Raw genomic sequence first — 23,546 nt, forward strand, 5'->3', positions numbered from 1 at the left:
ATGTCAGACCTTAGGCTGAAACGTACTATTTCCTCCGCGCTGTGGTCGGCCTATGCAGATGCGCTAGGGTTTCCCACAGAGCTTGCATCCGATAGGACTGTTCAACAGCGCCTAGGGCATTCCACTATTACTCGGACAGAACCGTGGAAGCGTATTGTGGGTGGACGATTCGGTGCAACCGTATCCCTGCCTGCCGGCGCCTATTCGGATGATACCCAACTGCGGTTAGCGACCAGCAGGGCCATACGCGGCAATGGTTATTTCGATGTGGAGTCATTCGCTAAGATCGAGCTCACCGTGTGGCAAGCCTATGCGTTGGGAGCAGGCCGTGGCAGCAAGGCAGCCGCAGCAGCATTGTGCAACCGCAGTAATAACTGGTTTAGCAACTTTTTCACCAATTATGAAAACGGCGGAGGCAATGGCGCAGCAATGCGCATACAGCCGCACGTATGGGCCGCCAGCAATCTGGCGGACAAGGCATCTTACATCCCCGACGTCATCCGCAATGCGCTTTGCACTCATGGGCATATGCGAGGTATCGCGGGCGCGGTTATTCATGCCGTCAGCCTTGCTCATGCCTTTGACACCGGAAAACCCTTGCCCCCCGATCAATGGCCAGCATTGGCCAATGACATCCGCGCGATTCCAAAAATGATCGCTGGCGACAACGAGTTGATGACTTTTTGGGTACCTACGTGGACGCAGAAGAGCCGGCAAACTCTTGAAGATGCAGTTGATACCGTTGCACGTGAATGGGAAGACGCCTCACGGAGTGTCGCGTCAATACTACACACCCGGCGTCCACACGATTATTCGGCGACTTATGAAGAAGTTGTCAAAGCGCAAAACGGCCTGAGCGCCGAGGAGCGTGGGTCTGGACTTAAATGCGCTCTGTTTGCCAACGTCGCAGCGTGGATATCTCCCAAAGCAGGTGCGCAAGAAAGCATTCAGATCGTTGCGAACCTTCTAGACAGTGACACAGATACGATCGGAACAATGGCTGGCGCGCTCATCGGGGCTGCTTATCCTGATGCAAGCTACCTCGGACCTATTCAAGATCACATTTACATCCGTGATGAAGCGGAACGGCTATACGACGTCAGCCAAGGGAAAAACACCTACAGTTTCAGCTATCCTGACCTTCTCTACTGGCAGCCACCTCGTACCATGGTCGACATTTTGGGGATCAAGGACAATCGGCTCCACATCGATGGACTCGGCGACGTTACCCCCCTTGAAGCCCCATTTACTGGTCAGAAAGGCACAAGTTGGCAATGGTTTCTTCTGTCCACAGGCCAGACCATTCTCAGCCGTTTACGGACGGATTTGCTCACACAAGCACAGCAACGAAAAGAGTTCCCTTCTGAAAAGCTGGACACTCCTGATCTCTTTGACCAGACCATAGAAAATAGAGAGCGAAAAACTGCTCGCAATGCAGATGCGCACGCCACCAGCAAAACGACCTCAGACGATGCTGAGCAGTCGAATATTGAAAGCACCTCCGGTGAGCTAGCTTCTTTATCAACACAGCCGAGCAAATTCGAAAGCCTAGTTGAGCATCATGCCCTATCCGCAGCTGCTCAAGCCCCATCAGAAAGCCAGGCTTCGACGCCGATCGATCTGGACAAGTTGACCAACGAAGCAATTCGGGGCTTCGACCCGCAGACCATTGGCCGTCACATCCTGTTGTTGGCCGAACAACCAAATGCCATAGAACTGTCCATTGCCTATAGCGCCGTTGTGGTAAAGGCGCGGGCGGCACGCTTGAAGTACAAGTCCCGCAATGGATGAATCTTCGACAGCGAGGTAGCCTGGATGACCGCTGGTGGACAACGCTTTCTTGTCCACCAGCTTTTCGAGCGACCGAAATGAGCCAGAAGCACCATTGTCGAATGGCCGCTTTGACCGGATTCTGTTGAAAAAGTCGGTTTTGGCCAGAGTCGCCTGTCCATAGTCCCAAATGCGGCTGATTTGCGCGTTGCTATGTGAAATCCAAGGCAGTTCTGCCTCGGAAATGGCTCAGATTTCAGCGTAGGCAACGCACTTTTATGGGCGGAAATCTCGAAGGGACTTTTTCAACAGAATCGGCCGATAGTCGCCACTCCCCCCCGGCGCCTATCGGCCCGGCCCAGGCAAACCACCCTGCACCTTCGGCGCACGACTCAGCGCAGCTTCTCCAGCAACTGGTAGTACCACATGCCGACCGCCAGCATCGGGTTGCCCAGCTGCTCGCCCAGGGGCACCTTGATCTGCCGGCAGGCGGCGAAGGTGTCGAAGCGGCCGAGGGTGCCGGTCAGGGCCTCGGCCATGATCTCGCCCATGACGTGGCTGGTGGCGATGCCGTGGCCGGAGTAGCCCTGGCAGTACCAGACGTTGTCCGAGAGCTTGCCGAGCTGCGGGATGCGGTTCATCACGATGCCCATGGCGCAGCTCCACTGGAAGTCGATGGCCACGCCCTTGAGGGCCGGGAAGGTGCGCTCGATGGCCGGGCGCAGCTCGGCGGCGATGTCCCGCGAGTCGCGCCCCGAGTAGTTGGCGCCGCCACCGAACAGCAGGCGGCCGTCGGCGGTCAGGCGGTGGTAGTCGAGGACGAAGCGGCAGTCGTAGACCGCCAGGTCCCGGGGGTTGATCGCCTTGGCCAGCTCGCCCAGCGGCGCGGTGGTGACGATGCCGCCCATGGCCGGGAAGATCAGGCCCTTGAGTTTCTGCGGTTCCAGCTTGTGGTAGACGTCGCCGGCCAGCAGCACCTGGTCGGCGTCGATGCGTCCGTCGGCGGTGATCACCGCCGGGTTGGCGCCATGGACGATCTCCAGCACCTCGGAGTGTTCGAAGATCAGCGCACCCAGGCCCTCGGCCGCGCGGGCCTCGCCGATGCACAGGTTGAGCGGGTGCAGGTGCAGGTTGCGGTCGTTCCTGATCGCCCCGCAGTACAGCTCGCTACCCAGCTGTTCGCGCACGCCGGCGCCGTCCAGCAGGCTGACCTCCGCGCCCATGCCGCGGCGCACGGCCTCCTCGTAGGCGTCTTCCAGCTCGGCCATGTGGCTGGGCTTCATCGCCGCGTGCAGGTGGCCGTGCTTGAGGTCGCAGGCGATGCCGTACGTCGCCACGCGGTTCTCGATGATGTCGTGGCCGCGCCAGCGCAGCCGCCAGATGAAGTCGTCGACTTCCGCGCCCAGGCTGTTGCGCATCTGCTTGCGCATGGCGGCGTCGCCGGACAGGCTGCCGGTGACCTGGCCGCCGTTGCGCCCGGTGGCGCCCCAGCCGATCTTCTTCGCCTCGACCACGGCCACCTTGAGGCCGCGCTCGGCCAGCTCGACGGCGCTGGCCACGCCGGTGAAGCCGCCGCCGATGATCACCACATCGACGCGGTGGCGGCCCTGCAGGGTCGGGTACTGGGTTTCCTGGTTGAGCGTGGCGCTGTAGTAGGACGGGCAGCGCTCGGCGGCCGGGGTTACGGGAGGGGTGATGGCATTCATGGTCTGGTCCTTGTCGTCGGGCGGCCGCGCCGCCGTGGGGCCGCGCCAGGCGCGGCCCGGAAATATTGGGGTCGGGCGTAGGCTGGCCGCCCGACGCCGCGCGATTCGCCTCAGGCGTTGCTCAGGTACCAGCGCCAGTCCTGCTCGCCGACCTCGCCCATGAACTGGCGGTACTCGGCGCGCTTGATGGCCAGGTAGACCCGCAGGAATTCGACGCCCAGGGCCTCGCGGGCCCAGGCCGAACGCTCCAGGGCCTGGATGGAGGTCAGCCAGTCGGTCGGCAGCAACTCCTTGGCCTGGGCGTAGCCGTTGCCCTCGACCGGCGCGCCCGGGTCGAGCCGCGCGCAGATGCCGTGGTGGATGGCGGCGAGAATCGCCGCGGCGGCCAGGTAGGGGTTGGCGTCGGCGCCGCAGATGCGGTGCTCGATATGCCGGCTGGCGGCCGGCCCGCCCGGTACGCGCAGGCTCACGGTGCGGTTGTCGATGCCCCAGCTCAAAGCCAGGGGCGCGTAGCTGTTGGCCTGGAAGCGCCGGTAGGAGTTGGCGTTGGGGCAGAACAGCAGCAGCGAATCCAGCAGATTCTCGAGCAGGCCGCCCAGGGCTTGCTTGAGCAGGCTGCCGGCCGGACCGTCGAGGTCGTCCGGCGGGCCGGCGAACAGGTTGGCGCCCCGGGCATCGGCCAGGCTGACGTGCATGTGCATGCCGGTGCCGGCCAGGTGATCGAAGGGCTTGGCCATGAAGCAGGCCTGCATCCCGTGCCGGTGCGCCACGCCCTTGACCAGGCGCTTGTAACGCACCGCCTGGTCCATGGCGGCCAGCGCCGGACCGTGCTCCAGGGTGATTTCCACCTGGCCGGGGGCGTACTCGGAGATCGCCGTGCGCGCCGGAATGCCCTGGGCCTTGCAGGCGGCGTAGAGGTCGGCGAGGAAGGGTTCGAGCTGCTCCAGTTCGCGCAGGCCGTAGACCTGGGTGCTGCGCGGCCGGCCGCCGTCGGCATCCCGCGCAGGCTGCGGGCGACCCTGGGCATCGCGCTGCCGGTCGAGCAGATAGAACTCCAGCTCGCAGGCCATCACCGGGTGATAGCCCGCGGCCTCGAGGCGCTCGATCACCTGCACCAGCACATGACGCGGGTCGGCCACGGTGGCCGGCAGGCCTTCTTCGGGGTGCATGCCGACCTGCAGCGCGGCGGTGGGCACCTGGCGCCAGGGCAGGCGCACCAGGCTGCCGGCCAGCGGATAGGCGCGGCAGTCGATGTCGCCGACCTCCCAGACCAGGCCGGTGTCTTCGACATCCTCGCCGTGGATGCTCAGGCCGAGGATGGTGCTGGGCAGCGGCCGGCCGCTGCGGTACACCGCGAGCAGCTCCTCGCGGTGCAGCAGCTTGCCGCGGGGCACGCCATTGGCGTCGAGGATGAACAGCTCGAACAGTTCGATATCGGGGTGATGGGCGAGGAATGCCTCGGCCTCTTGCACGGCAGCGAATGACATGGGGGGACTCTCGTAAGCGCCCGACGGGCGCGGTGCCCGCACCGCGACGCTGCTGGGCAGGCGCAGGACGGGCGAGACGGATGAAGCGGCCGCCGCTGAGCGGCCGAGGTCATGGACGACTTAGGAGAGCGGCATCCGGTGGGCGCGCATGGCGGCAGTGCCACAGCGCCCAGAAGGCGAGTATCGCCGGCAGCCTCGAATTGGCCCGCTCGGCGCCGAGGCGCTGGCCCTCCCGCAGGCGCGGGCAGTCACGGAACGGGGCGAAAAACGCGGGTGACGAAGTCATGGCGAACAGCCTCGCACGACGCCGGGCGGGCTTTAAATCGGATTATTCACACGCTCGGATCGCAATCGGCTAAACATTTGCCGGCAGCCTCCCCCGCCTGGGTTCTGGACGAAGAGTCGTCGAGGGACGGTCAGGCGGGCGGTTTTCACGCAGCAGCAGCGAGCGCGGGCACTTCTCGTACAGAACCTAGGGCTCCGGCTTGTAACCCAGACGCAGGCCACCCCAGTGGCGGCCCTGGACCCAGATCGGCACCGACAGGTCGTGCATCAGCTCGCCGGTATCGCGCATATAGGTCTGCAGCAGCAGCGCCTGCTGATGACTGCCGCAACGCAGCCCGGTGCGGTCGTCGAACAGGCGCTTGCTGCGGCTCCTGAGCGTATCCACCGCGCGGTCGCCGGTCGGCGCATGGTTGAAGGCGTTGTTGTGGGTCGGCACATAGCCTTGCGGCGTGCTGGCGATGGCGAACACCAGGCCCTCGTGGCGCTTGAGCAAGGGCTCCTGGATGGCCGGCAGGACCTGGTCGGCATAGCCGTCGAAGCGGGTCTTGAACTTGGCCGGGAAGCTGTTCGGAATCGGCTGGTACTGGCGGTCGAACAGGTCGGCCAGGCTGGTGCGGCCGGCCTCGATGTCCTGCTCGAACTGCGCGGCAATGCTGGCCGCGCCCTCGCGGGCCAGGTCATAGACGCGCTGGTGATAGTCGTCCAGGCTCACCTCGGCGAGCTTCTCGCTGACCGCCTCGGCCTGGCCGACCAGCTGCGCCGCCGAGTCGCCGAGCTGGCGGGTCTGGCCCTCGCTGGCGCGCACGTCGCCGCGCAGCTGCTCGACGGCGACGGCCAGGCTGGCCAGGCGCTCGTGATTGTTCGCCGTGCCGGCGCTGATCTGCGCCACCTGGCGCTCCACGTCCTGGGCCAGGTCAGCGATGCCGTGCAGCTGCGTACCGGTCTGCTCGACCTGGCCGGCGGCCTGTTCCAGCTCGCGGGCCTGGTGCTGGATATGGCTGACCACCGCGGCGCTCTGCTGGCGGATGTCGGCGACCATCTGGCCGACCTCCTCGGTGGCGCTGGCGGTGCGTGCGGCGAGGTGGCGCACCTCGTCGGCGACCACCGCGAAGCCGCGGCCCTGCTCGCCGGCGCGGGCCGCTTCGATGGCCGCGTTGAGGGCCAGCAGGTTGGTCTGGCTGGCGATCGACTGGATCACCTGGGTGACCTGCTCGATCTGCTCGGTGCGCGCTCCCAGGCCGTCGATCAGCTCGCGGCTGGCGGCGGTCTGGGCGCTGAGCTGCTGCATGCGGGCGATGGCCTGCTGCACCGCCTGCTGGCCGCTGGCGCTGTTCTGCCGCACGGTCTGCGCCGCCGCCAAGGTCTGCTCGGCGCGCCGCGCGCTGTCCTGCTCGGTGAGGGTGATGGCCTCGGCGCCCTGGCTGACCTGTGCGATGGCGCCGAGCTGCGACTGCAGCTTGGCCGCCAGCTGTTGCACGGCATGGGCCACCTGGGCGGCGGACAGGGCGTTATGGCAGGTGTGCCGGGACAGCGTGCGGCTCAGCTCGGCGAAGCCGCCGGGCCCCTCGTCCGCCGTGGCGGTGCTGTCCTGGCGCCGCCAGGCTCCCAGCCAGGGCCAGAGGGCGGCGCCTAGGAGCAGCGGCACGGCGGCGTAGGGCGCCAACTGCAGCCGCTCGGCGAGCCACAGCGAGGCGATCAGGCCGAGGGCGTGCAGCAGACAGGTGCGCGACTGGCGAATGGCGGCATTACTCATGGCAAACCCCGTGCTTATCGTTCTGCGATGCCGGCGACGAGGCCCCCGGGCGCAACGATTCGAGCACGGTCGGCCAGGCGCGACCATCGCACTTTGGTCTAGAGGGTGTTGGCGTTTCGTCGCGGCCTAGCCCGGCAGGCTATGGCGGCGGATAAAGCCCTGGTCCAGATAGTCCTTCCAGCGCCCGCAGAAGCGGCCGCCGGCACTCCACTGGCGCCAGCCCAGCAGGGCCCCGCCATCGCCGGTGGCGAGCAGCGCCAGGCTGTGCCGCTGCGGCCGGTAGGGGCGCAGCGGCTGGCCACGCAGTGCGGCGGCGAGATTGGCCGCCAGCACCGGCCCCTGGCGCACCGCGTAGACCCCGCTCTTGCGTGCGCCGGGCAGACTGGCGCAGTCGCCGACGGCGAAGATGGCGGCATGGGACTGGCTCTGCAGGGTCGCGCCGATGCGCACGAAGCCGCCCTCGTCGCAATCCAGGCCGCTGCGGGCCAGCCAGGGCAAGGCCCGGGCGCCGCTGGCCAGAAGCAGGCGGGAGCCGCGCCAGACCGGCTCCGCGCCGCTGAGCAGGCGCTCGCCGTCGATCAGGCTGACCGGACAGTATTCGCGCACCCTCACCCGGCGCTGGCGCAGGTGCCCCCAGGCGCGCAGGTGCAGCCCGGCGTTATGCCCGTCGAGCAGCTGGCCGGCGCAGAACAGCGACAACTCCGGCACCTGACCGGCCAGGGCCAGGGCCAGTTCGACCCCCGCCGCGCCGCCGCCGAGGATCGCCAGCGGCTGCGGCTCGGCCTGCCAGGCGTGCCAGCCGGCGAGGAAATCGGCGAAGGGCTTGACCGCCAGCACCTGCATGGCCGCGCCCCGTTGCGGCGGACAGGCGACCTCGGCGCCGAGGTTCAGCGACAGCCAGCGTCCGCTCAGTTCCCGGCCGTCGGCCAGGCGCACCTGACGCTGCGCCGGCTCCAGGCCCACGGCCTGGCCGATCAGCAGCTCGACCTTGGCCGCGCGGCACAGCGGGTCCAGCTCGATGCGGCAGTCCTCGGCGGCGAAGCGCCCGGCCAGCAGCCCCGGCAGCATGCCCGAGTACCAGGCCTGCGGGCCGGCGCTGAGCAGGGCGATGCGCCCCGGCGGGCGCTCGACCAGGGCCCAGCGGCGCAACACGCCGAGGTGAGCATGGCCGGCGCCGAGCAGGATCAGGTCATAGTGGTTCATCGCGCTATCGGTTCTTCAAGGCTGGCCAGGCGCAGAGGATGGCGGCAGCAGGCGCCGTGGCGCAAGGCTCAATCAAGGCGCGGCGGGCTGCAGGCGGGGATCGGCGAAGTAGCTCTGCGCCCGCTCGCCGGTGTTGTCGCTGTCGGCGGCGAACACCACCCCGAGGATGCGCGACGGCGCGCTGCCGAAGGCGGCGATGGCATCGGCGCGCAGGTCGCGGCGCTCGCTCAGCCACTGCCCGAGCGGCGCCTCGGGCCCACGCAGCACGCGCATCTCGACCTGCTCGGTGTAGGCGCTGCGGGCGTGGCTGCCGGGCGCCTGGCGGTTGTCCCAGACGTAGCTGAGGGTCGCCGCCGGCAGGCTGGGGTCGTAGAAGGTGCGCGCCAGGCGCAGCTTCTGCCGGGTCAGGAACGGCAGGCTGGCCAGCGGATAGTCGAGCAGCACATAGACCCGCGCGGCATAGTCGTCGCCCTCGCGGGTGGCGAAGCGCGCCTGCTCCAGGCGCCGCTCGCTGCGCCACTGCCAGCTCAGCTGCCAGGGCCGGTCGCCGGGCAGATCGAGCGGGTGCAACAGGCCGCCGGCGGCGGCATCGGCGTCGATGTGCAGCACCAGGCGACCGTCCCGCTCGACCAGGCTGCGGGTCGGCGCCTTGAGCTTGGGAATGTCGGCCACCCGCCAGGGCGGCGACCACTCGGCCGCCGGCGGGCCGGCCGTCCAGGGCGTCAGGCGATTGCCCGCGGCGCCATCCTCGTCCGCGACGGCCAGCAGCGGCAGCAGGGCCAGGGCCAGCAGCAGGGCCCGGCTCATCCCCGTCTCCAGCCGTGGAAACGCTCGACCCAGCGCAGCAGGGCCTGGGGCGCATGGGCGCGCTTCCACTCGCCGGCCGCGTACTTGTTGGCCTCGGCCAGGGTCGGGTAGCTGTGGATGGTGCCGAGGATCTTGTTCAGGCCGAGCTCGTGCTTCATCGCCAGCACGTATTCGGCCAGCAGTTCGCCGGCCTGCTCGCCGACGATGCTGACGCCGAGGATGCGGTCCTTGCCCGGCGCGGTGAGCACCTTGACGAAGCCGTGAGCGGCCTCGTCGGCGATGGCCCGGTCGAGGTCGTCGATGCCATAGCGGGTGACCTCGTAGGCCACCCCCTGCTGCCGCGCCTCGCCCTCGGAGAGACCCACCCGCGCCACTTCCGGCGCGGTGAAGGTGCAATAGGGGATCACCCGGTAGTCCGCCTTGAAGCGCTTGAAGGGGCCGAACAGCGCGTTGACCGCGGCGTACCAGGCCTGGTGCGCGGCGACATGGGTGAACTGGTAGGGGCCGGTGACATCGCCCACCGCGTAGATGTTGGGAAAGCGCGTGGCCAGGTACTCGTCGGTCTCCAGGGTGCCGTTGTCGCGCAGCCTCAGGCCCAGTTCCTCGACCCCGTAGCCGCTGACGTTGGCCACCCGGCCGAGGGCCAGCAGCAGGCAGTCGAAGGCGATGGTCACCTGCTCGCCGGTGTCCAGGCGGCGGGCCACCATGCGCTGCTCGCCGTCGACCAGCTCGAAGCGCTCGGCCTGGTGCTGCAGGCGCACGTCGACGCCATCGGCCTGCAGGCTGGCCAGCAGCGCCGCGCTGGCGTCGTCGTCCTCGCGCGGCAGCAGGCGCTCGGCCATCTCCACCTGGATCACCTGGCTGCCGAGGCGCTGGAAGGCCTGGGCCAGCTCGCAGCCGATCGGCCCGCCGCCCAGCACCAGCAGCCAACGCGGTCGCTCGCGCAGGGTCCAGATGCTGTCGGAGGTGTAGGCCTGCACCTGCTCCAGGCCGGGGATCTTCGGCACCAGCGGACGCGCCCCGGCGGCGATGATCAGGTTGCGGCTGCTCAGGGTCTCGCCGCCCACCTCCACCGTCCAGGGCGAGGTGATCCTCGCCTCGCCCTCGATCACCTCGACCCCCAGGCCGGTGTAACGCTCCACCGAGTCGTGCGGGGCGATGTCGCCTATGACCCGCTGCACGCGCTGCATCACCGCGGCGAAATCCACCTCGCCGCTCACCCCGCGCAGGCCCAGGGCCTCGCCCTTCCGCAACTCGTGGGCCAGCTTGGCCGAACGCAGCAGCGCCTTGGACGGCACGCAGCCAGTGTTCAGGCAGTCGCCGCCCATCTGGTGCTTCTCCACCAGGCCGACCCTGGCCTTCACCGCGGCGGCGATATAGGCGCTGACCAGGCCGCCGGCGCCGGCGCCGATCACCAGCAGGTTGCGCTGGAAACGCTTGGGCTTTTTCCAGCCGGCGTAGACCCGGCGCGCCTCGAGCAGCTCCAGCAGCTTGCGCGCCAGCAGCGGGAACAGGCCGAGCAGGACGAAGGCGCCGAGCAGCCCCGGCGAGAGGATGCCGCCCAGGGTCTCGAGCTGGCCCAGTTCGCGGCCGGCGTTCACGTAAACCAGGGTGCCCGGCAGCATGCCGACCTGGCTGACCCACCAGAAGGTGCGCAGCGGCAGGCGGGTCAGGCCCATGGCCAGGTTGATCAGGAAGAACGGGAACAGCGGCACCAGGCGCAGGGCGAACAGGTAGAAGGGCCCCTCGCGCTCGATGCCGGCGTCGATGCTGGCCAGGCGCCGGCCGAAGCGACCCTGCACCCAGTCGCGCAGCACGAAGCGGCTGCTGAGCATGGCCAGGCTGGCGCCCAGGGTGGAGGCGAAGGACACCAGGATGAACCCCTGCAACAGGCCGAACAGGGCGCCGGCCAGCAGGGTCATCAGCGCCGCGCCGGGCAGCGACAGGGCGGTGACCGCGACATAGGCGAGGAAGAACAGCCCGGCGGCCTGCCAGGGACTGGCCGCGACCTGGGCATTCAGCGCCGCCTGCTGGGCCTTGAGCGCCTCCAGGCTGAGGTACTGGCCGAGGTCGAAGGCGAAGAACGCGGCGATCAGGCCGAGGATGACCGCGACCAGCAATAATTTACGCGGGTTCATGGATTCGGCGCCTCCAGTGCGCAGGAACGGTGACACGGGGAGAAGCCGCCGAGCAGGGCCGCCGCGGGCGGCTCCAGGCCGACGCCCAGCACCCGCGCGCGATAGGACAGCGCCGCCGGGCTGCCCGCCGGCCACTGGCGGTCGAACTCGGCGACAAAGGCGTCGTGGTCATAGTGCAGCGCCAGCGCCTCGATAAACAGGCCATCACGCTCGCAGCGGTACAGCGCCTGCGGATGCGGGCGGGTGGCGATGCGGCTGAGCAGGCCGTAACGACCGTCGGCGAAGTTCGGCAGGCCGGCGGCGCCGTTGTTGATCAGCGCGCCGTTGGCCAGGTCGAGGGCCACCGCGGCGCAGGTGTGACTGGTCGCCAGCACCTGCACCCCGCTGGCGGCGAACCAGGCATCCAGCTGCTGCCGGCGCGCCGGTTCGGCCAGGGCCTCACGGGCGCAATCCCAACCGGCCAGGGAACGCTCGTCGCCGTGGCTGATGGCCACGCGCCGGCCGCCGACACCGACCAGCACACAGGGCGGCCGTGCCGCCAGACGTGCGGCCATTCCCGGCAGGCCCTGCACGGTTTCCTGCAGGGTGCGCTGGATGGCGTTGGAGCGCGCCACCACGGCGTCATCCACGCTCATCGGGTAGGCGCAGCCGCAACCGGCGCCGCTGTCGGCGCCGCGACCCAGCTCGGTCTCGACGTTGCCGCGCAGGGCCAGATGGCCGGCCAGGCCCTGTTCCACGACCCGAAACAGCGCCGGCTCGCGGTCGAACCAGTGGGCATCGCCGTTGAACACCGCCCGCGCCCCCGGCTCGTCGGCCAGCAGGCGCTGCAGGGCGGCCAGGGCCTGGCGGTTGCCGTACAGGCCGCCGACCACATAGAGGCTGTCGCACTCGAACAGCGGCGCGCCGGCGAAGGCCTCGCGCGGCAGGCGGTAGTCCAGCGGGCAGTCGCGCCCGGCGCGCATCAACCGCGCCCCCGCCACCAGCCGGGCAGCAGATAGCCCAGCACACACAGGCCGAGGCCGTAGAGCATGGAGTTGCCCAGCCGCATCAGCTGCGCCCTCGCATCAGGCCCGGCAGCAGATAGCCCAGGGTGCACAGCAGCAGGCCGTAGAGGTTGGTACCCAGCAGCAGGGCGTACTTGCCCTCGCCTATGGCCCAAGCCTGGGGAATCCAGCCCAGGGTCAGGGCCAGGCCCAGGCCCAGGCCGGTCCAGAAGCTCAGGTGGAAGCCCAGCCGGGTCGGGCGCACCAGGCCGTGGAGGATGAACACCGGCGCCAGGCCGATGACCATGGTGCCGCTGATGGTGGTGGCCTTGAGGATGTCGGTGCCGGCGATCATCGGCAGGTTGCCGAGCAGGGCGAACAGCACCATCACCGCCATGCCCACGCCGATGGCCTTCTGTCCCAGGTCGCGGCCGGCCAGCAGCGGCAGCTCGCGCCCGGCCAGCTTGGCCAGGCTGGAGAAGGTCGAGTCCAGGGTCGAGCCGGCGGCCGAGACCATCACCACGGTCATCACCAGCAGCGCGCCGATGCCCAGGCTCTTGGCCAGGGCCGCCGGCACGTTGTCCGAGGCGGCGATGCCGCTCAGCTGGGCATGTACGCCGATCAGGCTGAAGGCGAGGATGGCGAAGAAGCCCAGCACCCCGGCGACGATAAAGGAGCGGCGCATGGTGCGCTCCTCGCTGATGAAGCCACGGTCGGTCAGCACCGGGTCGTGGAAGCCGTAGCTGAAGATCTGCAGGCCGGCGACCAGCAGCAGGTCGACGCCGGCGTCCAGGGCCCAGTGGCTGGTGCTGGCCAGCTCGGCCGGCGAATGCTGCGGCAGCACCAGGCCCAGCACCCAGACCAGGGCGACGAGGAAGATCGCCGCCTGCGCCGCGTCGGTGAGGATCGAGCTGCGCAGGCCACCGCGCAGGCTGTAGGCCAGGGTCACGGCGGTGAACAGCAGGGCGGCGCCGATGAACTCGGCGCTGCCGGAGTCGCCGTAGTAGCCGCCGACCACCGCGGTGTTGCTCCACACCTCGTTGAACAGGCGAATCAGGATGGCCGCGGAGAAGGCCAGGGCGGCGCCGCGGCCGTAGTGGCTGCTGAGAAAACTGACCAGGCCGCTGGCGGCGAAGCGCCGACGCAGGCGGTAGATCACCAGGCCGGTGAGTGGGATCGACAGCCAGTAGGTGGCGTAGGCCAGGCCGCCGACCAGGCCGTAGCTGGCCCCCAGGTTGGCGGCGTTGGTCACCGATTTGGCGAAGATCCAGCTGATGAAGATGCTCGAGGTCAGCAGCCAGGGCGCCGCGCTGCGGCCCTGGCCGTCCTCGCCGTTGAAGAAGCCGCCGAGGGTCACGGCCCGCGGCGCCAGGGCCAGCATCAGCACCCCGTAGGCCAGCAGAAAGCCCCAGAAGAACAGCCCGATCACGCTGTTTCCGTCCATGTGTCAGTCCTTAAGAGTCGAGGGCGCCGCCGCAGCTCGAGCCCTGGCCGGCGGTGCAGGCGAAACAGTGGTCGCGGGTGACGATCGGGTTGCCGTCCAGCGAGCCGTCCAGCAGGTCGCGCAGGTGGGCGCGCTCGCGGCCGATCAACCGGTCCTGCAGCTGCAGCGGCAGCTCGAGCATCTGGTTGAAGTCGCAGTCGTAGAGGTAGCCCTGCCAGTCGACGCTGACCAGGCTGCGGCACATCACCGTGCCGAGGTTTTCCGGGCGGTAGCTGTCGCGCAGCAGCTGCATGTAGGCGTTGAACTGGCCCTTGCTGACCAGGGTGCTGCCGAAGCGGGCGATCGGCTGGTTGGTGATGCACAGCAGGTGGTTGAAGTGGATGCCGAAGTCCTCCAGCAGGTGGCGCTTGTAGTCGGCCTCCAGCGCCGCCTGGGGTGGCGGCAGGCTTGGCCCCTGGGGGTTGTAGACGAGGTTGAGGAGCAGCCCGCTGCCGTCCTGGCCGTAGCCCAGGGCGTTGAGCTGCTTCAGGCCTGCGATGCTGGCGTCGAACACGCCGTCGCCGCGCTGCTTGTCGACGTTGTCCCGCGAGTAGCAGGGCAGCGAGGCGGTGACTTCCACGCCCTGCTCGGCGAGGAACGCGGCGAGGTCCTCGTAGCCCGGCTCGCTCAGGATGGTCAGGTTGCAGCGGTCGATCACCCGCAGGCCCTCGCGACGCGCATGGGTGACGATCTCGCGAAAGCGCGGGTGCATCTCCGGGGCGCCGCCGGTGAGGTCCAGGGTATGCACCGGGTGGGCGTCGATGACCCGGTGCAGCAGCGCCAGGCTCTCGTCGGTCATCGCCTCGCTGCGGGTCGGCCCGGCATTGACGTGGCAATGCAGGCAGCGCTGGTTGCAGCGGTAGGTCAGGTTGATCTGCAGGGCCTCCAGATGGCCGCGGCGGATCGCCGGAAAGGCCAGCCGGTCCAGCAGGGGGAGCATGGCGCGCACGGGTAACTCCTTGGCAAATATGAACTATAGAGGAGGCTCCGGCGCTTTTGTTACAAGCCGCCCCGGTCACGCTGCTTTGTTATACGAGGATTGTACTAACGGGCAGCATTGAGCCGGCCACTCGCCAAGGAGGTCGTCCATGGGACGCCTGAGCCTGTTCTTTCTCGCCGGTTTCCTCGCCGTGCCCTGCTTCCACCAGCCACTGCTGGGCCTGCTGCACGCCCACGGCGTGGTGCCGTTCGCCCCGTTCAGCGTCCAGGCCACCTGGCCACTGGGGCTGCCGGCCTGGCTGTCGGCGGCATTCTGGGGCGGTGTCTGGGGCATGCTGATGCTCGGCCTGCTGCGCTGGCAGCCGGGAACGCCGCAGCCCTGGCTCAAGGCCCTGCTGTTCGGCGGCATCGCCCTGACCGGCGTGGCGCTGCTGCTGGTGTTTCCGCTCAAGGGCCTGGGCTTCGATCTGCGCCAGCTGCCGGGGCGCTTCCTGATCGGCTTCCTGCTCAACGGCGCCTGGGGCGTCGGCACCCTGGTCTTCGCCCGCAGCCTGTTCGGCCAGCCCGTGCCAGGCCGGCCCTAGGCCGGCGGCAGGCGCAGCAGCAGCTCGGGGCCCATCGACCAGGCGGGCAAGGGATAAAAAAGACCCGCCGTAGCGGGTCCCGCTCTGCGCGGCCGCAGAGCAGCGCGTCGACAGCCGCGGCGTGACGCATGCCTTATTCGGGCGCCAGGGCAAAGCCCACCCCGAAGCGGTTCCAGGCATTGATGGTGCCGATGGCCAGGGTCAGGTCGACCACTTCCTTATCGGTAAAGTGCTCGCGCAGGGCCTCGAACTGCGCCTGCGGTGCCCCCTGCTCGGCCAGCAGCGTCAGGCTCTCGGTCCAGGCCAGGGCGGCGCGCTCGCGCGGCGTGAAGAAGCCGGTGTCGCGCCACACGCTCAGGCACTGCAGGCGCTGCTCGGTTTCCCCGGCGCGGCGCGCGTCATTGCCATGCATGTTCACGCAAAAGGCGCAGCCGTTGAGCTGCGAGGCGCGCAGGCGCAGCAGTTCCAGCAGGGACAATTCCAGGCCGGACGTCTCCAGGGCCCGCTCCAGGCCGAGCATCGCTTCGTAGGCCGCCGGGGACTGCTTGTACCAGTCGATACGGGCGCTCATGGTCTATTCCTCTTCGTTCCTGGGCTCGCCCCTTGCGAACCATGGCGTTACTCTAAGTCGCGCTTTGGCCCCGACGAATAGCCAATTATTAGATTTTTCAGGTAGCCATTTCCGTGGAACTGCACCTCGCCCTTGACGGCCGCCAGGACCTCGCCGGCCAGCTCTACCGGCAGCTGCGCGCGGCCATACTCGACGGCCGCCTGGCGGCGGGCGATCGTCTGCCATCGATGCGCTTTCTCGCCGAACGCCTGGCGGTGTCGCGCAAGACCGTCGGCGAGGCCTACGAGCGGCTGGTCGCCGAGGGCTTTCTGCAGGCCAGGGTCGGCAGCGGCACCTATGTCAGCAGCCAGCTGGCGCCGGTCGAGCACCCACCCATGCCGACGGCGGCCCTGCAGGCCAACCCGCGCTGGCGAGCCATCGCCGCCGGCTGGCGCATGCCCGCGCATCGGCCGGCCCGCTACAGCTTCGCCGGCGGCACCCCCGATAAGCGCCGCTTCCCCTTCGACGCCTGGCGCACCTGTCTGCAGCGCGCCCTGCGCTTGCAGGCGCGCAGCCCGGCCTTCTATGCCGAGGCCCTCGGCAACCCGGAGCTGCGCCTGGCGATCTCGCGCTACCTGGCAATCAACCGGGCGGTGCGCTGCCACTGGCAGGACATCCTGGTCAGCCAGGGCGCGCAGCAGGCCATCGACCTGCTGGCGCGGGTGATGCTGACGCCGGGCGACCTGGCCGTCGTCGAGGAACCCGGCTATCCACCCGCCCGCCTGGCCTTCGAGGCCGCCGGCGCCCGCGTGCTCGGTGTACCGGTGGACCGCGAAGGGCTGCGCGTGGACTGCCTGCCGGAGCAGGCCAAGCTGGTCTACGTGACGCCTTCGCACCAGTTTCCGCTGGGCCAGCCGATGAGCCTGCCCCGCCGCCTGGCGCTGCTGGAGTGGGCGCGCCGTCGCCAGGCGCTGATCATCGAAGACGACTACGACGGCGAGTACCGCTTCGACGGGAGGCCACTGGAGTCTCTGCAGAGCCTCGACCGCGAAGGCCGCGTCGCCTATATCGGCACCTTCTCCAAGACCCTGTTCCCCGAGTTGCGCCTGGGCTACCTGTTGATGCCCGCCGCCCTGCGCGGCGAACTCACGGTCGCCAAGCAACTGGCCGACCAGCACAGCGAGAGCCTGCAACAGCTGGCGCTGGCGCACTTCATCGGCAGCGGCGCCTTCGCCCAGCACACGCGGCGCCTGCAGCGCGAGTACGCCCGGCGGCGTCAGCTGCTGCTGCGCCGGCTCGCGGGCGATCTGGCGCCCTGGCTGGAGGCCTTGCCGGCAGTGGCCGGCATACACCTGGCCGCACGCCTGCGCCAGCCGCTGGACTGCACCCGGCTGTGCGCACAGCTGGCCGAGCGCGGCGTGCTGCTGCTCGACCTCGCCCCCTTCTACGCCGAGGGTCCCGGCATGCCGGGGCTGCTGTTCGGCTTCGGCGCCATCGAAGCGCAGGACATCGACCCGGCGCTGGATATTCTGCACGAGCTGTTACGCCAGCATTGAATGCGCCATGCCGCGCAGCACCGGCGTTCACCGGCCCCTGGGCTCATTGCGGGCAAAAAAAGACCCGCCGAAGCGGGTCCAAGAAACGCCTGGTCTGGTGAGATTCAGGCGAGTTCGTCGAAGCACTCGGCGATGATCGCCAGGCCCTTGTCCAGCTGGGCATCCGGCGCGGTGACCGGCACCAGCACGCGCAGCACGTTGCCGTAGGTGCCGCAGGACAGCAGGATCAGCCCCTTGTCGCGCGCCTTGGCGACGATCTGCCCGGTCAGGGCGGCGTTGGGCTTGTGCAGATCGCCGTCCTCGAACAGCTCCACCGCGATCATCGAGCCCAGGGCGCGCACGTCGCCGATGGTCTTGTGCTTGGCCTGGATCTCCTTCAGGCCGCTGACCAGGCGCTCGCCGACCGCCTTGGAGCGCTCCAGCAGGTTCTCTTCGTCGAACACCTGCATCACCGCCAGGGCGGCGGCGCAGGCGATGGGGCTGCCGGCATAGGTGCCGCCCAGGCCACCGGGGGCGATGGCATCCATGTACTCGGCCTTGCCGCACACCCCGGCCAGGGGGAAGCCGCCGGCGATGGACTTGGCGAAGGTGGTCAGGTCGGCGGCCACGCCCATCTGCTCCATGGCGAAGAAGGTGCCGGTACGGCCGGCGCCGGTCTGCACCTCGTCGGCGATCAGCAGGATGCCGTGCTGGTCGCACAGGGCGCGCAGGCGCTGCATAAAGGGCTTGGGCGCGACGTAGAAGCCGCCCTCGCCCTGCACCGGCTCGATGATGATCGCGGCGATGTCGCGGGGTTCGGCATCGTTCTTGAAGATGCGCTCGATGCTGGCCATGGCGTCGTCGACGCTGACGCCATGCAGTTCGCAGGGATACTGGGCGCGGTACACGCCGCCGGGCATCAGGCCCATGCCGGCCGAATAGGGCGCGACCTTGCCGGTCAGGCTCAGGGTCATCATGGTGCGGCCGTGGTAGCCGCCGGTGAAGGCGATCACCCCGGCGCGGCCGGTGGCGGCGCGGGCGATCTTCACCGCGTTCTCCACCGCCTCGGAGCCGGTGGTGACCAGCAGGGTCTTCTTGGCGAAGTCCCCCGGCACCCGCGCGGCGACCTGCTCGCAGACCTCGACATAGGGCTCGTAGGCCAGCACCTGGAAGCAGGTGTGGCTGAGCTTGGTCAGCTGCTCCTGCACCGCGGCGATGATCTTGGGATGCAGGTGGCCGGTGTTGAGCACGGCGATGCCGCCGGCGAAGTCGATGAACTCGCGGCCCTCGACGTCGGTGACCGTGGCGTTCTCCGCGCGGTCGGCGAAGATCGGGTGGATCTGGCCCACGCCGCGGGGTACGGCGGCGGTGCGGCGTTGCATCAGGGATTCGTTGGTCTTGCTCATGGCGTTCCTCATTCGCCGCTCATCGTGCGGCGTGGTTCAAGGATGAAACGACCGGGTCAGGGCCGCAGCAGCATACGATGATCGACTGCTGCAGCCCTCCCGGTCACAGGAAATAATGTCTCTACACCCCCAGGGGCTGCGTCGCCCCGTGGAGCCTAGTCGCGCTTAGATGCCCAGGCAGAGGTACTTGATCTCCAGATAGTCCTCGATGCCGTACTTGGAGCCCTCGCGGCCCAGACCGGAGGCCTTGACCCCGCCGAACGGCGCCACCTCGTTGGAGATCAGCCCGGTGTTGATGCCGACCATGCCGTACTCCAGGGCCTCGGCCACGCGGAACACCCGGCCCAGGTCGCGGGCATAGAAGTAGGAGGCCAGGCCGAACTCGGTGTCGTTGGACATGGCGATCACCTCGGCCTCGTCCTTGAAGCGGAAGAGCGGCGCCAGCGGGCCGAAGGTCTCCTCCTTGGCCACCGCGGCGCTCAGCGGCACCTCGGTGAGGATGGTCGGCTCGAAGAAGCTGCCGCCCAGGGCATGGGGCTTGCCGCCGGCGAGCAGCTTGGCGCCCTTGCCCAGCGCATCGGCGATGTGCTCCTGGACCTTGGCTACGGCCTTCTCGTCGATCAGCGGGCCGGTGGTGGTGCCCTCGTCCAGGCCGTTGCCGATCTGCAGCTTGGCCACGGCGGCGGCCAGCTTCTCGGCGAAGGCGTCGTACACGCCGTCCTGCACGTAGATGCGGTTGGCGCAGACGCAGGTCTGGCCGTTGTTGCGGTACTTGGAGATCAGCGCGCCTTCCACCGCCTTGTCCAGGTCGGCGTCGTCGAAGACGATGAAGGGCGCGTTGCCGCCCAGCTCCAGGGACACCTTCTTGATGTCCTGGGCGCATTCGGCCATCAGCTGGCGGCCGATCTCGGTGGAGCCGGTGAACGACAGCTTGCGCACGATGGGGTTGCTGGTCAGCTCGCCGCCCACCTCGCCGGCGCTGCCGGTGACCACGCTGAGCACGCCCTTGGGAATGCCGGCGCGCTCGGCCAGGGCCACCAGGGCCAGGGCGGAGAAGGGCGTCTGCGAGGCCGGCTTGATCACCATGGTGCAGCCGGCGGCCAGGGCCGGGCCGGCCTTGCGGGTGATCATCGCCGCCGGGAAGTTCCACGGGGTGATGGCGGCGGTGACGCCAATCGGCTGCTTGATCACGATCAGGCGCTTGTCCGGCTGGTGGCCGGGAATCACGTCGCCGTAGACACGCTTGGCTTCCTCGGCGAACCACTCGATGAAGGAGGCGGCGTAGGCGATCTCGCCCTTGGCCTCGGCCAGCGGCTTGCCCTGCTCCAGGGTCATCAGGCGGCCGAGGTCGTCCTGGTTCTCCATCAGCAGCTCGAACCAGCGGCGCAACTTGTTCGCCCGCTCCTTGGCGGTCAGCGCGCGCCAGGCCGGCAGGGCGCGGTCGGCGGCCTCGACGGCGCGACGGGTCTCGGCGGCGCCCATCTTCGGTACCGTGCCGAGGATCTCGCCGGTGGCCGGGTTGTTGACCTTGATGGTCTGACCGCTGTCCGCGTCCAGCCACTGGCCGTCGATATAGGCCTGCTGGCGGAACAGCTGGGTGTCTTTCAGTTGCATGGCAGTCTCCTTCAAATCCCGACACCCGGGCGTCGGACGGTTGTTGCTGGGGGCCTGCGCCCATCGAAAAGTTTATGCTCGTTACGCCGCCAATGGCGGTGCCCTCGGCCTGTTCCGCCTTCGGACGGCAAACGGCGCACAGGGTTCCACACAGTTTCACCCTGAGCGTTTGAAATCTCAAACGAATCCTAGGGGTGCCACGGGTAAAGGGCAATAGGCTGTTCGAAAAAATTAACGCACCATAGAGCCAGCTGTCGCCGGCCTTGAGAGCCAGCGTGGTGCCCGGGCTCCGTGCAGAATCGCGAACGACGCCCGGCATGGACGCCCGCCGGCCAGATGCGTATGATTGCGCCCCGCAACGCATCCGTAGCTCAGCTGGATAGAGTACTGCCCTCCGAAGGCAGGGGTCGTGGGTTCGAATCCCGCCGGATGCGCCATCTCAAGCAAAAGGCCCAGGTGAAAACCTGGGCCTTTTGTCGTTCTGCGGCAGGGATTCGCTCTCTAGCCGTCCGTGGCGTGCCGCGGCAGGACCAGGGAGATCAGCGCCGCCAGCAGCACGAAGGCACCGGAGATCCACAGACAGGCCGCCAGGCCCTGGGCCTGGTAGACCCAGCCGGAGAGCAGGGTACCGAGCAGGCGGCCGAGGGCGTTGGACATGTAGTAGAAGCCGACGTCCAGCGACACCCCGTCTTCCCGCGCATAGCTGACGATCAGGTAGCTGTGCAGCGAGGAATTGACCGCGAACAGCGCGCCGAAGGCCAGCAGGCCGCCCAGCAGCACCGCCTCGGCCGGCAGCCCGCCCTGCAGGCCCAGGGCGATGGCCGCCGGCAGCCCGGCCAGGGCCAGGGCCCAGGCACAGGCGGCGCGGCCGTCGGGCAGGCGCCCGCGGCGCGTGCCGGTGACCCGCGGCGCCAGGGTCTGCACCAGGCCGTAGCCGATGACCCACAGGGCGAGAAAGCCGCCGACCTGCCAGAAGTCCCAGCCGAACGCCGTGCTCAGGTACACCGGCAACGCCACCACGAACCACACGTCGCGGGCGCCGAAGAGGAACAGCCGCGCGGCCGAGAGGCCGTTGATCGCCCGGCTCTTGGACAGCAGCTCGCGAAACTTCGGCTTGGCCTTGGCCCTGCCCAGGTCGCGGCCGAGACTGAAGATGCTGCCCAGCCAGATCAGCGCCAGCACGGCGGCCATGACCAGCAACGCGCCACGAAAGCCGAGCAGCGCCAGCAGGGCGCCGCCGAGGAAGAAACCGACGCCCTTGAGGGCGTTCTTCGAGCCGGTGAGCAGCGCCACCCAGTGGTACAGGCGGCCCTGGCCGCCATCGGCCACCAGCAGCTTGATGGCGCTCTTGGCGCTCATCTTGTTGAGGTCCTTGGCGATCCCCGACAGCGCCTGGGCGGCCATCACCCAGGCCATGCCCAGCCAGGCGCCGGGCACGGTGAGCATCAGCAGGGCCAACACCTGCAGGGCCAGGCCGAGGTTCATGGTGCGGTTCAGGCCCAGGCGCGCGCCGAGGTAGCCGCCGACCAGGTTGGTGACCACGCCGAACAGTTCGTAGAACAAAAACAGCGCGGCGATCTGCAGCGGCGAGTAGCCGAGGCCGTGGAAGTGCAGCACCACCAGCATGCGCAGGGCGCCGTCGGTGAGGGTGAAGGCCCAGTAGTTGCCGGTCACCAGCAGGTACTGGCGGACCTCGGGGGCCAGGCGGGACAAGGCGTGCATTCAAGGCGTCCTGTGCATGGGCAGTTACGATGGGTATCGCTGCGCTCAACCCATCCTACGAACCTGTAGCTGGGGCGAGGGCTGTCGTTGCCCTCGCCCTATCCTGCGGGGCCACCGTAGGCTGGGCCGCACGGCGGCCGGCCCCACAATCGGTGCGCCGGCGCCGGGGATCGCGATCAGCCGGCCAGGCCGACCAGCCGGGCCAGCTCGGCGGTGCGGTTGGCGTAACCCCACTCGTTGTCGTACCAGGCGTACAGCTTGACCTGGGTACCGCCGATCACCAGGGTCGACAGGGCGTCGATGATCGAGGAACGCGGGTCGCTGCGGTAGTCGATGGACACCAGCGGCCGCTCCTCGTAGCCGAGGATGCCCTTGAGCGGGCCGGCGGCGGCGGCCGCGAGCAGGGCGTTGACCTCCTCCACCGTGGTGGCGCGCTCGACCTCGAACACGCAGTCGGTCAGCGAGGCGTTGGCCAGGGGCACGCGCACCGCATGGCCGTTGAGCTTGCCGCGCAGCTCCGGGAAGATCTCGGCAATCGCCGTGGCCGAGCCGGTGCTGGTGGGGATCAGGCTCATGCCGCTGGCCCGGGCGCGGCGCAGGTCCTTGTGCGGCTGATCGAGGATGCTCTGGGTGTTGGTCAGGTCGTGGATGGTGGTGATCGAGCCGTGGCGGATGCCCAGTGCCTCGTGGATCACCTTGACCACCGGGGCCAGGCAGTTGGTGGTGCAGGAGGCGGCGGTGACAATGCGGTGCGCCGCCGGGTCGAACAGGTCCTGGTTGACCCCCATGACCACGTTGAGGGCGCCGGCTTCCTTGACCGGGGCGCTGACCACCACGCGCTTCACGCCCTGCTCCAGGTAGGCCTGCAGCACCGCCACCGTCTTCATCTTGCCGCTGGCCTCGATCACCAGGTCGCAGCCGCTCCAGTCGGTGTCGGCGATGGCCTTGTTGGCGCTGACCGGGATGCGCTTGTTGCCTATCAGCAGACAGTCGCCGTCGCTGCCCGCCTCGTGCTGCCAACGGCCGTGCACCGAGTCGAAATTGAGCAGGTGGGCGTGGGTGGCGGCATCGCCGGCCGGGTCGTTGATCTGCACGAACTCCAGCTCGGGCCAGTCCCAGGCGGCGCGCAGGGCGAGGCGACCGATGCGGCCGAAGCCGTTGATACCTACTTTGATGCTCATGTCGTTCTCTCGTATGGACGGGACGGAATTAACAGCAGGCGGAAAGCCGCTGGGGGCGCTCGCCCATGGCGGCGAGGCGTTGTTCGGCGGCGCGCAGCCAGGGCCGGTTGGCGGCCAGGGTGCCGTGCAGCAGCGCCCGCACCCAGTCCGCCAGCTCCGGATGCAGGCGGTAATAGACCCACTGGCCCTGGCGCCGGTCGGCCAGCAGGCCGGCGCCGCGCAGCTGAGCCAGGTGCCGCGAGACCTTCGGCTGGCTCTCGCCCAGGGCGCAGGTCAGCTCGCAGACGCACAGCTCCTGCTCGCCGGCGATCAGCAGCATCAGGCGCGCGCGGGTGTCGTCGGCCAGGCATTTGAACAGGGCCGGCGGCGTCAGGGGTTCGTGCATGGCGCCCTCGCAGAG

Annotated in this window: 18 protein-coding genes and 1 tRNA gene; 4 read left to right on the top strand and 15 right to left on the bottom strand. The window is 68.7% G+C overall.

Annotation, left to right across the window (positions count from 1 at the left end; genetic code table 11):
• Positions 1-1,791 (top strand): ADP-ribosylglycohydrolase family protein, encoded by a 1,791-nt coding sequence (locus tag SBP02_RS20020; protein ID WP_318644151.1) that lies wholly within the window; start codon positions 1-3, stop codon positions 1,789-1,791.
• 371 nt (positions 1,792-2,162) lie between these two features.
• Here SBP02_RS20020 and SBP02_RS20025 read toward each other — a convergent pair whose 3' ends face one another.
• The 9 genes from SBP02_RS20025 to arsS all read right to left on the bottom strand — a co-directional run bounded on the left by SBP02_RS20025 (position 2,163) and on the right by arsS (position 14,555).
• Positions 2,163-3,476 (bottom strand): NAD(P)/FAD-dependent oxidoreductase, encoded by a 1,314-nt coding sequence (locus SBP02_RS20025; protein ID WP_318644152.1) that lies wholly within the window; start codon positions 3,474-3,476, stop codon positions 2,163-2,165.
• Positions 3,477-3,586: 110 nt separating this feature from the next.
• A complete protein-coding gene (locus SBP02_RS20030) occupies positions 3,587-4,963 on the bottom strand; it encodes a glutamine synthetase family protein (protein ID WP_318644153.1) in 1,377 nt (458 codons plus the stop codon).
• A 472-nt stretch (positions 4,964-5,435) separates the two neighbouring features.
• Positions 5,436-7,088, bottom strand: coding sequence for a methyl-accepting chemotaxis protein (locus SBP02_RS20035; RefSeq protein ID WP_404824348.1), 1,653 nt, complete (start codon positions 7,086-7,088; stop codon positions 5,436-5,438).
• Between the two features lie 39 nt (positions 7,089-7,127).
• Positions 7,128-8,204, bottom strand: a complete 1,077-nt coding sequence (locus SBP02_RS20040; RefSeq protein ID WP_318644155.1) for an FAD-dependent oxidoreductase — start codon at positions 8,202-8,204, stop codon at positions 7,128-7,130.
• A 72-nt stretch (positions 8,205-8,276) separates the two neighbouring features.
• The gene (locus SBP02_RS20045; protein ID WP_318644156.1) at positions 8,277-9,011 is read right to left on the bottom strand and encodes a DUF3047 domain-containing protein; all 735 of its coding nucleotides are present in this window, start codon (positions 9,009-9,011) and stop codon (positions 8,277-8,279) included.
• A complete protein-coding gene (locus tag SBP02_RS20050) occupies positions 9,008-11,149 on the bottom strand; it encodes an FAD-dependent oxidoreductase (protein ID WP_318644157.1) in 2,142 nt (713 codons plus the stop codon). Before SBP02_RS20050 ends, SBP02_RS20045 begins: the two co-directional genes overlap by 4 nt.
• Positions 11,146-12,111, bottom strand: coding sequence for a hypothetical protein (locus SBP02_RS20055; RefSeq protein WP_318644158.1), 966 nt, complete (start codon positions 12,109-12,111; stop codon positions 11,146-11,148). Before SBP02_RS20055 ends, SBP02_RS20050 begins: the two co-directional genes overlap by 4 nt.
• Positions 12,112-12,196: 85 nt before the next feature.
• The gene (locus tag SBP02_RS20060) at positions 12,197-13,576 is read right to left on the bottom strand and encodes a sodium:solute symporter family transporter (protein ID WP_318644159.1); all 1,380 of its coding nucleotides are present in this window, start codon (positions 13,574-13,576) and stop codon (positions 12,197-12,199) included.
• 10 nt (positions 13,577-13,586) lie between these two features.
• Positions 13,587-14,555 (bottom strand): arsenosugar biosynthesis radical SAM (seleno)protein ArsS, encoded by a 969-nt coding sequence (gene arsS / locus SBP02_RS20065; RefSeq protein WP_318646388.1) that lies wholly within the window; start codon positions 14,553-14,555, stop codon positions 13,587-13,589.
• Positions 14,556-14,703: 148 nt separating this feature from the next.
• Here arsS and SBP02_RS20070 point away from each other — a divergent pair, with 148 nt between their 5' ends.
• The gene (locus SBP02_RS20070; protein WP_318644160.1) at positions 14,704-15,138 is read left to right on the top strand and encodes a hypothetical protein; all 435 of its coding nucleotides are present in this window, start codon (positions 14,704-14,706) and stop codon (positions 15,136-15,138) included.
• 133 nt (positions 15,139-15,271) lie between these two features.
• Here the strand turns inward: SBP02_RS20070 and SBP02_RS20075 are convergent, their stop codons facing one another.
• Positions 15,272-15,709, bottom strand: a complete 438-nt coding sequence (locus tag SBP02_RS20075; RefSeq protein ID WP_318644161.1) for a carboxymuconolactone decarboxylase family protein — start codon at positions 15,707-15,709, stop codon at positions 15,272-15,274.
• Positions 15,710-15,822: 113 nt separating this feature from the next.
• Between SBP02_RS20075 and pdxR the strand changes: the two genes are divergently transcribed.
• On the top strand, positions 15,823-17,244 hold the full coding sequence (gene pdxR, locus SBP02_RS20080; RefSeq protein WP_318644162.1) for a MocR-like pyridoxine biosynthesis transcription factor PdxR: 1,422 nt from the start codon (positions 15,823-15,825) through the stop codon (positions 17,242-17,244).
• A gap of 104 nt (positions 17,245-17,348) precedes the next feature.
• Here the strand turns inward: pdxR and gabT are convergent, their stop codons facing one another.
• Both gabT and gabD read right to left on the bottom strand, forming a co-directional pair.
• Positions 17,349-18,629 carry a 4-aminobutyrate--2-oxoglutarate transaminase gene (gene gabT, locus SBP02_RS20085; protein ID WP_318644163.1) on the bottom strand — a complete coding sequence of 427 codons (1,281 nt, stop codon included), beginning with the start codon at positions 18,627-18,629 and terminating at the stop codon, positions 17,349-17,351.
• A gap of 165 nt (positions 18,630-18,794) precedes the next feature.
• Positions 18,795-20,243 (bottom strand): NADP-dependent succinate-semialdehyde dehydrogenase, encoded by a 1,449-nt coding sequence (gene gabD / locus SBP02_RS20090; protein ID WP_318644164.1) that lies wholly within the window; start codon positions 20,241-20,243, stop codon positions 18,795-18,797.
• 360 nt (positions 20,244-20,603) lie between these two features.
• On the opposite strand from gabD, the gene SBP02_RS20095 reads away from it, so the two are divergent.
• Positions 20,604-20,680 (top strand) — tRNA-Arg (locus tag SBP02_RS20095).
• Positions 20,681-20,744: 64 nt separating this feature from the next.
• Here SBP02_RS20095 and arsJ read toward each other — a convergent pair.
• From arsJ to SBP02_RS20110, 3 genes are all read right to left on the bottom strand, one after another.
• On the bottom strand, positions 20,745-21,965 hold the full coding sequence (arsJ, locus tag SBP02_RS20100) for an organoarsenical effux MFS transporter ArsJ (protein ID WP_318644165.1): 1,221 nt from the start codon (positions 21,963-21,965) through the stop codon (positions 20,745-20,747).
• Positions 21,966-22,141: 176 nt separating this feature from the next.
• Positions 22,142-23,146 (bottom strand): ArsJ-associated glyceraldehyde-3-phosphate dehydrogenase, encoded by a 1,005-nt coding sequence (locus tag SBP02_RS20105; RefSeq protein ID WP_318644166.1) that lies wholly within the window; start codon positions 23,144-23,146, stop codon positions 22,142-22,144.
• 28 nt (positions 23,147-23,174) lie between these two features.
• Positions 23,175-23,531: a metalloregulator ArsR/SmtB family transcription factor gene (locus SBP02_RS20110; protein WP_318644167.1), complete on the bottom strand. Its 357-nt coding sequence runs from the start codon at positions 23,529-23,531 to the stop codon at positions 23,175-23,177.
• Positions 23,532-23,546 lie beyond the last annotated feature (15 nt).

This window comes from Pseudomonas benzenivorans (assembly GCF_033547155.1).
In the GTDB taxonomy this organism is placed as follows: domain Bacteria; phylum Pseudomonadota; class Gammaproteobacteria; order Pseudomonadales; family Pseudomonadaceae; genus Aquipseudomonas; species Aquipseudomonas benzenivorans_B.

What these genes read in the sequence shown, in the direction of transcription:
- gabT (WP_318644163.1), bottom strand. Translation starts at nt 18,629, where the DNA reads ATGAGCAAGACCAACGAATCCCTGATGCAACGCCGCACCGCCGCCGTA.
- arsS (WP_318646388.1), bottom strand. Translation starts at nt 14,555, where the DNA reads ATGCTCCCCCTGCTGGACCGGCTGGCCTTTCCGGCGATCCGCCGCGGC.
- SBP02_RS20045 (WP_318644156.1), bottom strand. Translation starts at nt 9,011, where the DNA reads ATGAGCCGGGCCCTGCTGCTGGCCCTGGCCCTGCTGCCGCTGCTGGCC.
- SBP02_RS20110 (WP_318644167.1), bottom strand. Translation starts at nt 23,531, where the DNA reads ATGCACGAACCCCTGACGCCGCCGGCCCTGTTCAAATGCCTGGCCGAC.
- arsJ (WP_318644165.1), bottom strand. Translation starts at nt 21,965, where the DNA reads ATGCACGCCTTGTCCCGCCTGGCCCCCGAGGTCCGCCAGTACCTGCTG.
- SBP02_RS20055 (WP_318644158.1), bottom strand. Translation starts at nt 12,111, where the DNA reads ATGCGCGCCGGGCGCGACTGCCCGCTGGACTACCGCCTGCCGCGCGAG.
- gabD (WP_318644164.1), bottom strand. Translation starts at nt 20,243, where the DNA reads ATGCAACTGAAAGACACCCAGCTGTTCCGCCAGCAGGCCTATATCGAC.
- SBP02_RS20040 (WP_318644155.1), bottom strand. Translation starts at nt 8,204, where the DNA reads ATGAACCACTATGACCTGATCCTGCTCGGCGCCGGCCATGCTCACCTC.
- SBP02_RS20035 (WP_404824348.1), bottom strand. Translation starts at nt 7,088, where the DNA reads ATGGTCGCGCCTGGCCGACCGTGCTCGAATCGTTGCGCCCGGGGGCCT.
- SBP02_RS20025 (WP_318644152.1), bottom strand. Translation starts at nt 3,476, where the DNA reads ATGAATGCCATCACCCCTCCCGTAACCCCGGCCGCCGAGCGCTGCCCG.
- SBP02_RS20070 (WP_318644160.1), top strand. Translation starts at nt 14,704, where the DNA reads ATGGGACGCCTGAGCCTGTTCTTTCTCGCCGGTTTCCTCGCCGTGCCC.
- SBP02_RS20050 (WP_318644157.1), bottom strand. Translation starts at nt 11,149, where the DNA reads ATGAACCCGCGTAAATTATTGCTGGTCGCGGTCATCCTCGGCCTGATC.
- SBP02_RS20105 (WP_318644166.1), bottom strand. Translation starts at nt 23,146, where the DNA reads ATGAGCATCAAAGTAGGTATCAACGGCTTCGGCCGCATCGGTCGCCTC.
- SBP02_RS20075 (WP_318644161.1), bottom strand. Translation starts at nt 15,709, where the DNA reads ATGAGCGCCCGTATCGACTGGTACAAGCAGTCCCCGGCGGCCTACGAA.
- SBP02_RS20030 (WP_318644153.1), bottom strand. Translation starts at nt 4,963, where the DNA reads ATGTCATTCGCTGCCGTGCAAGAGGCCGAGGCATTCCTCGCCCATCAC.
- SBP02_RS20060 (WP_318644159.1), bottom strand. Translation starts at nt 13,576, where the DNA reads ATGGACGGAAACAGCGTGATCGGGCTGTTCTTCTGGGGCTTTCTGCTG.
- SBP02_RS20020 (WP_318644151.1), top strand. Translation starts at nt 1, where the DNA reads ATGTCAGACCTTAGGCTGAAACGTACTATTTCCTCCGCGCTGTGGTCG.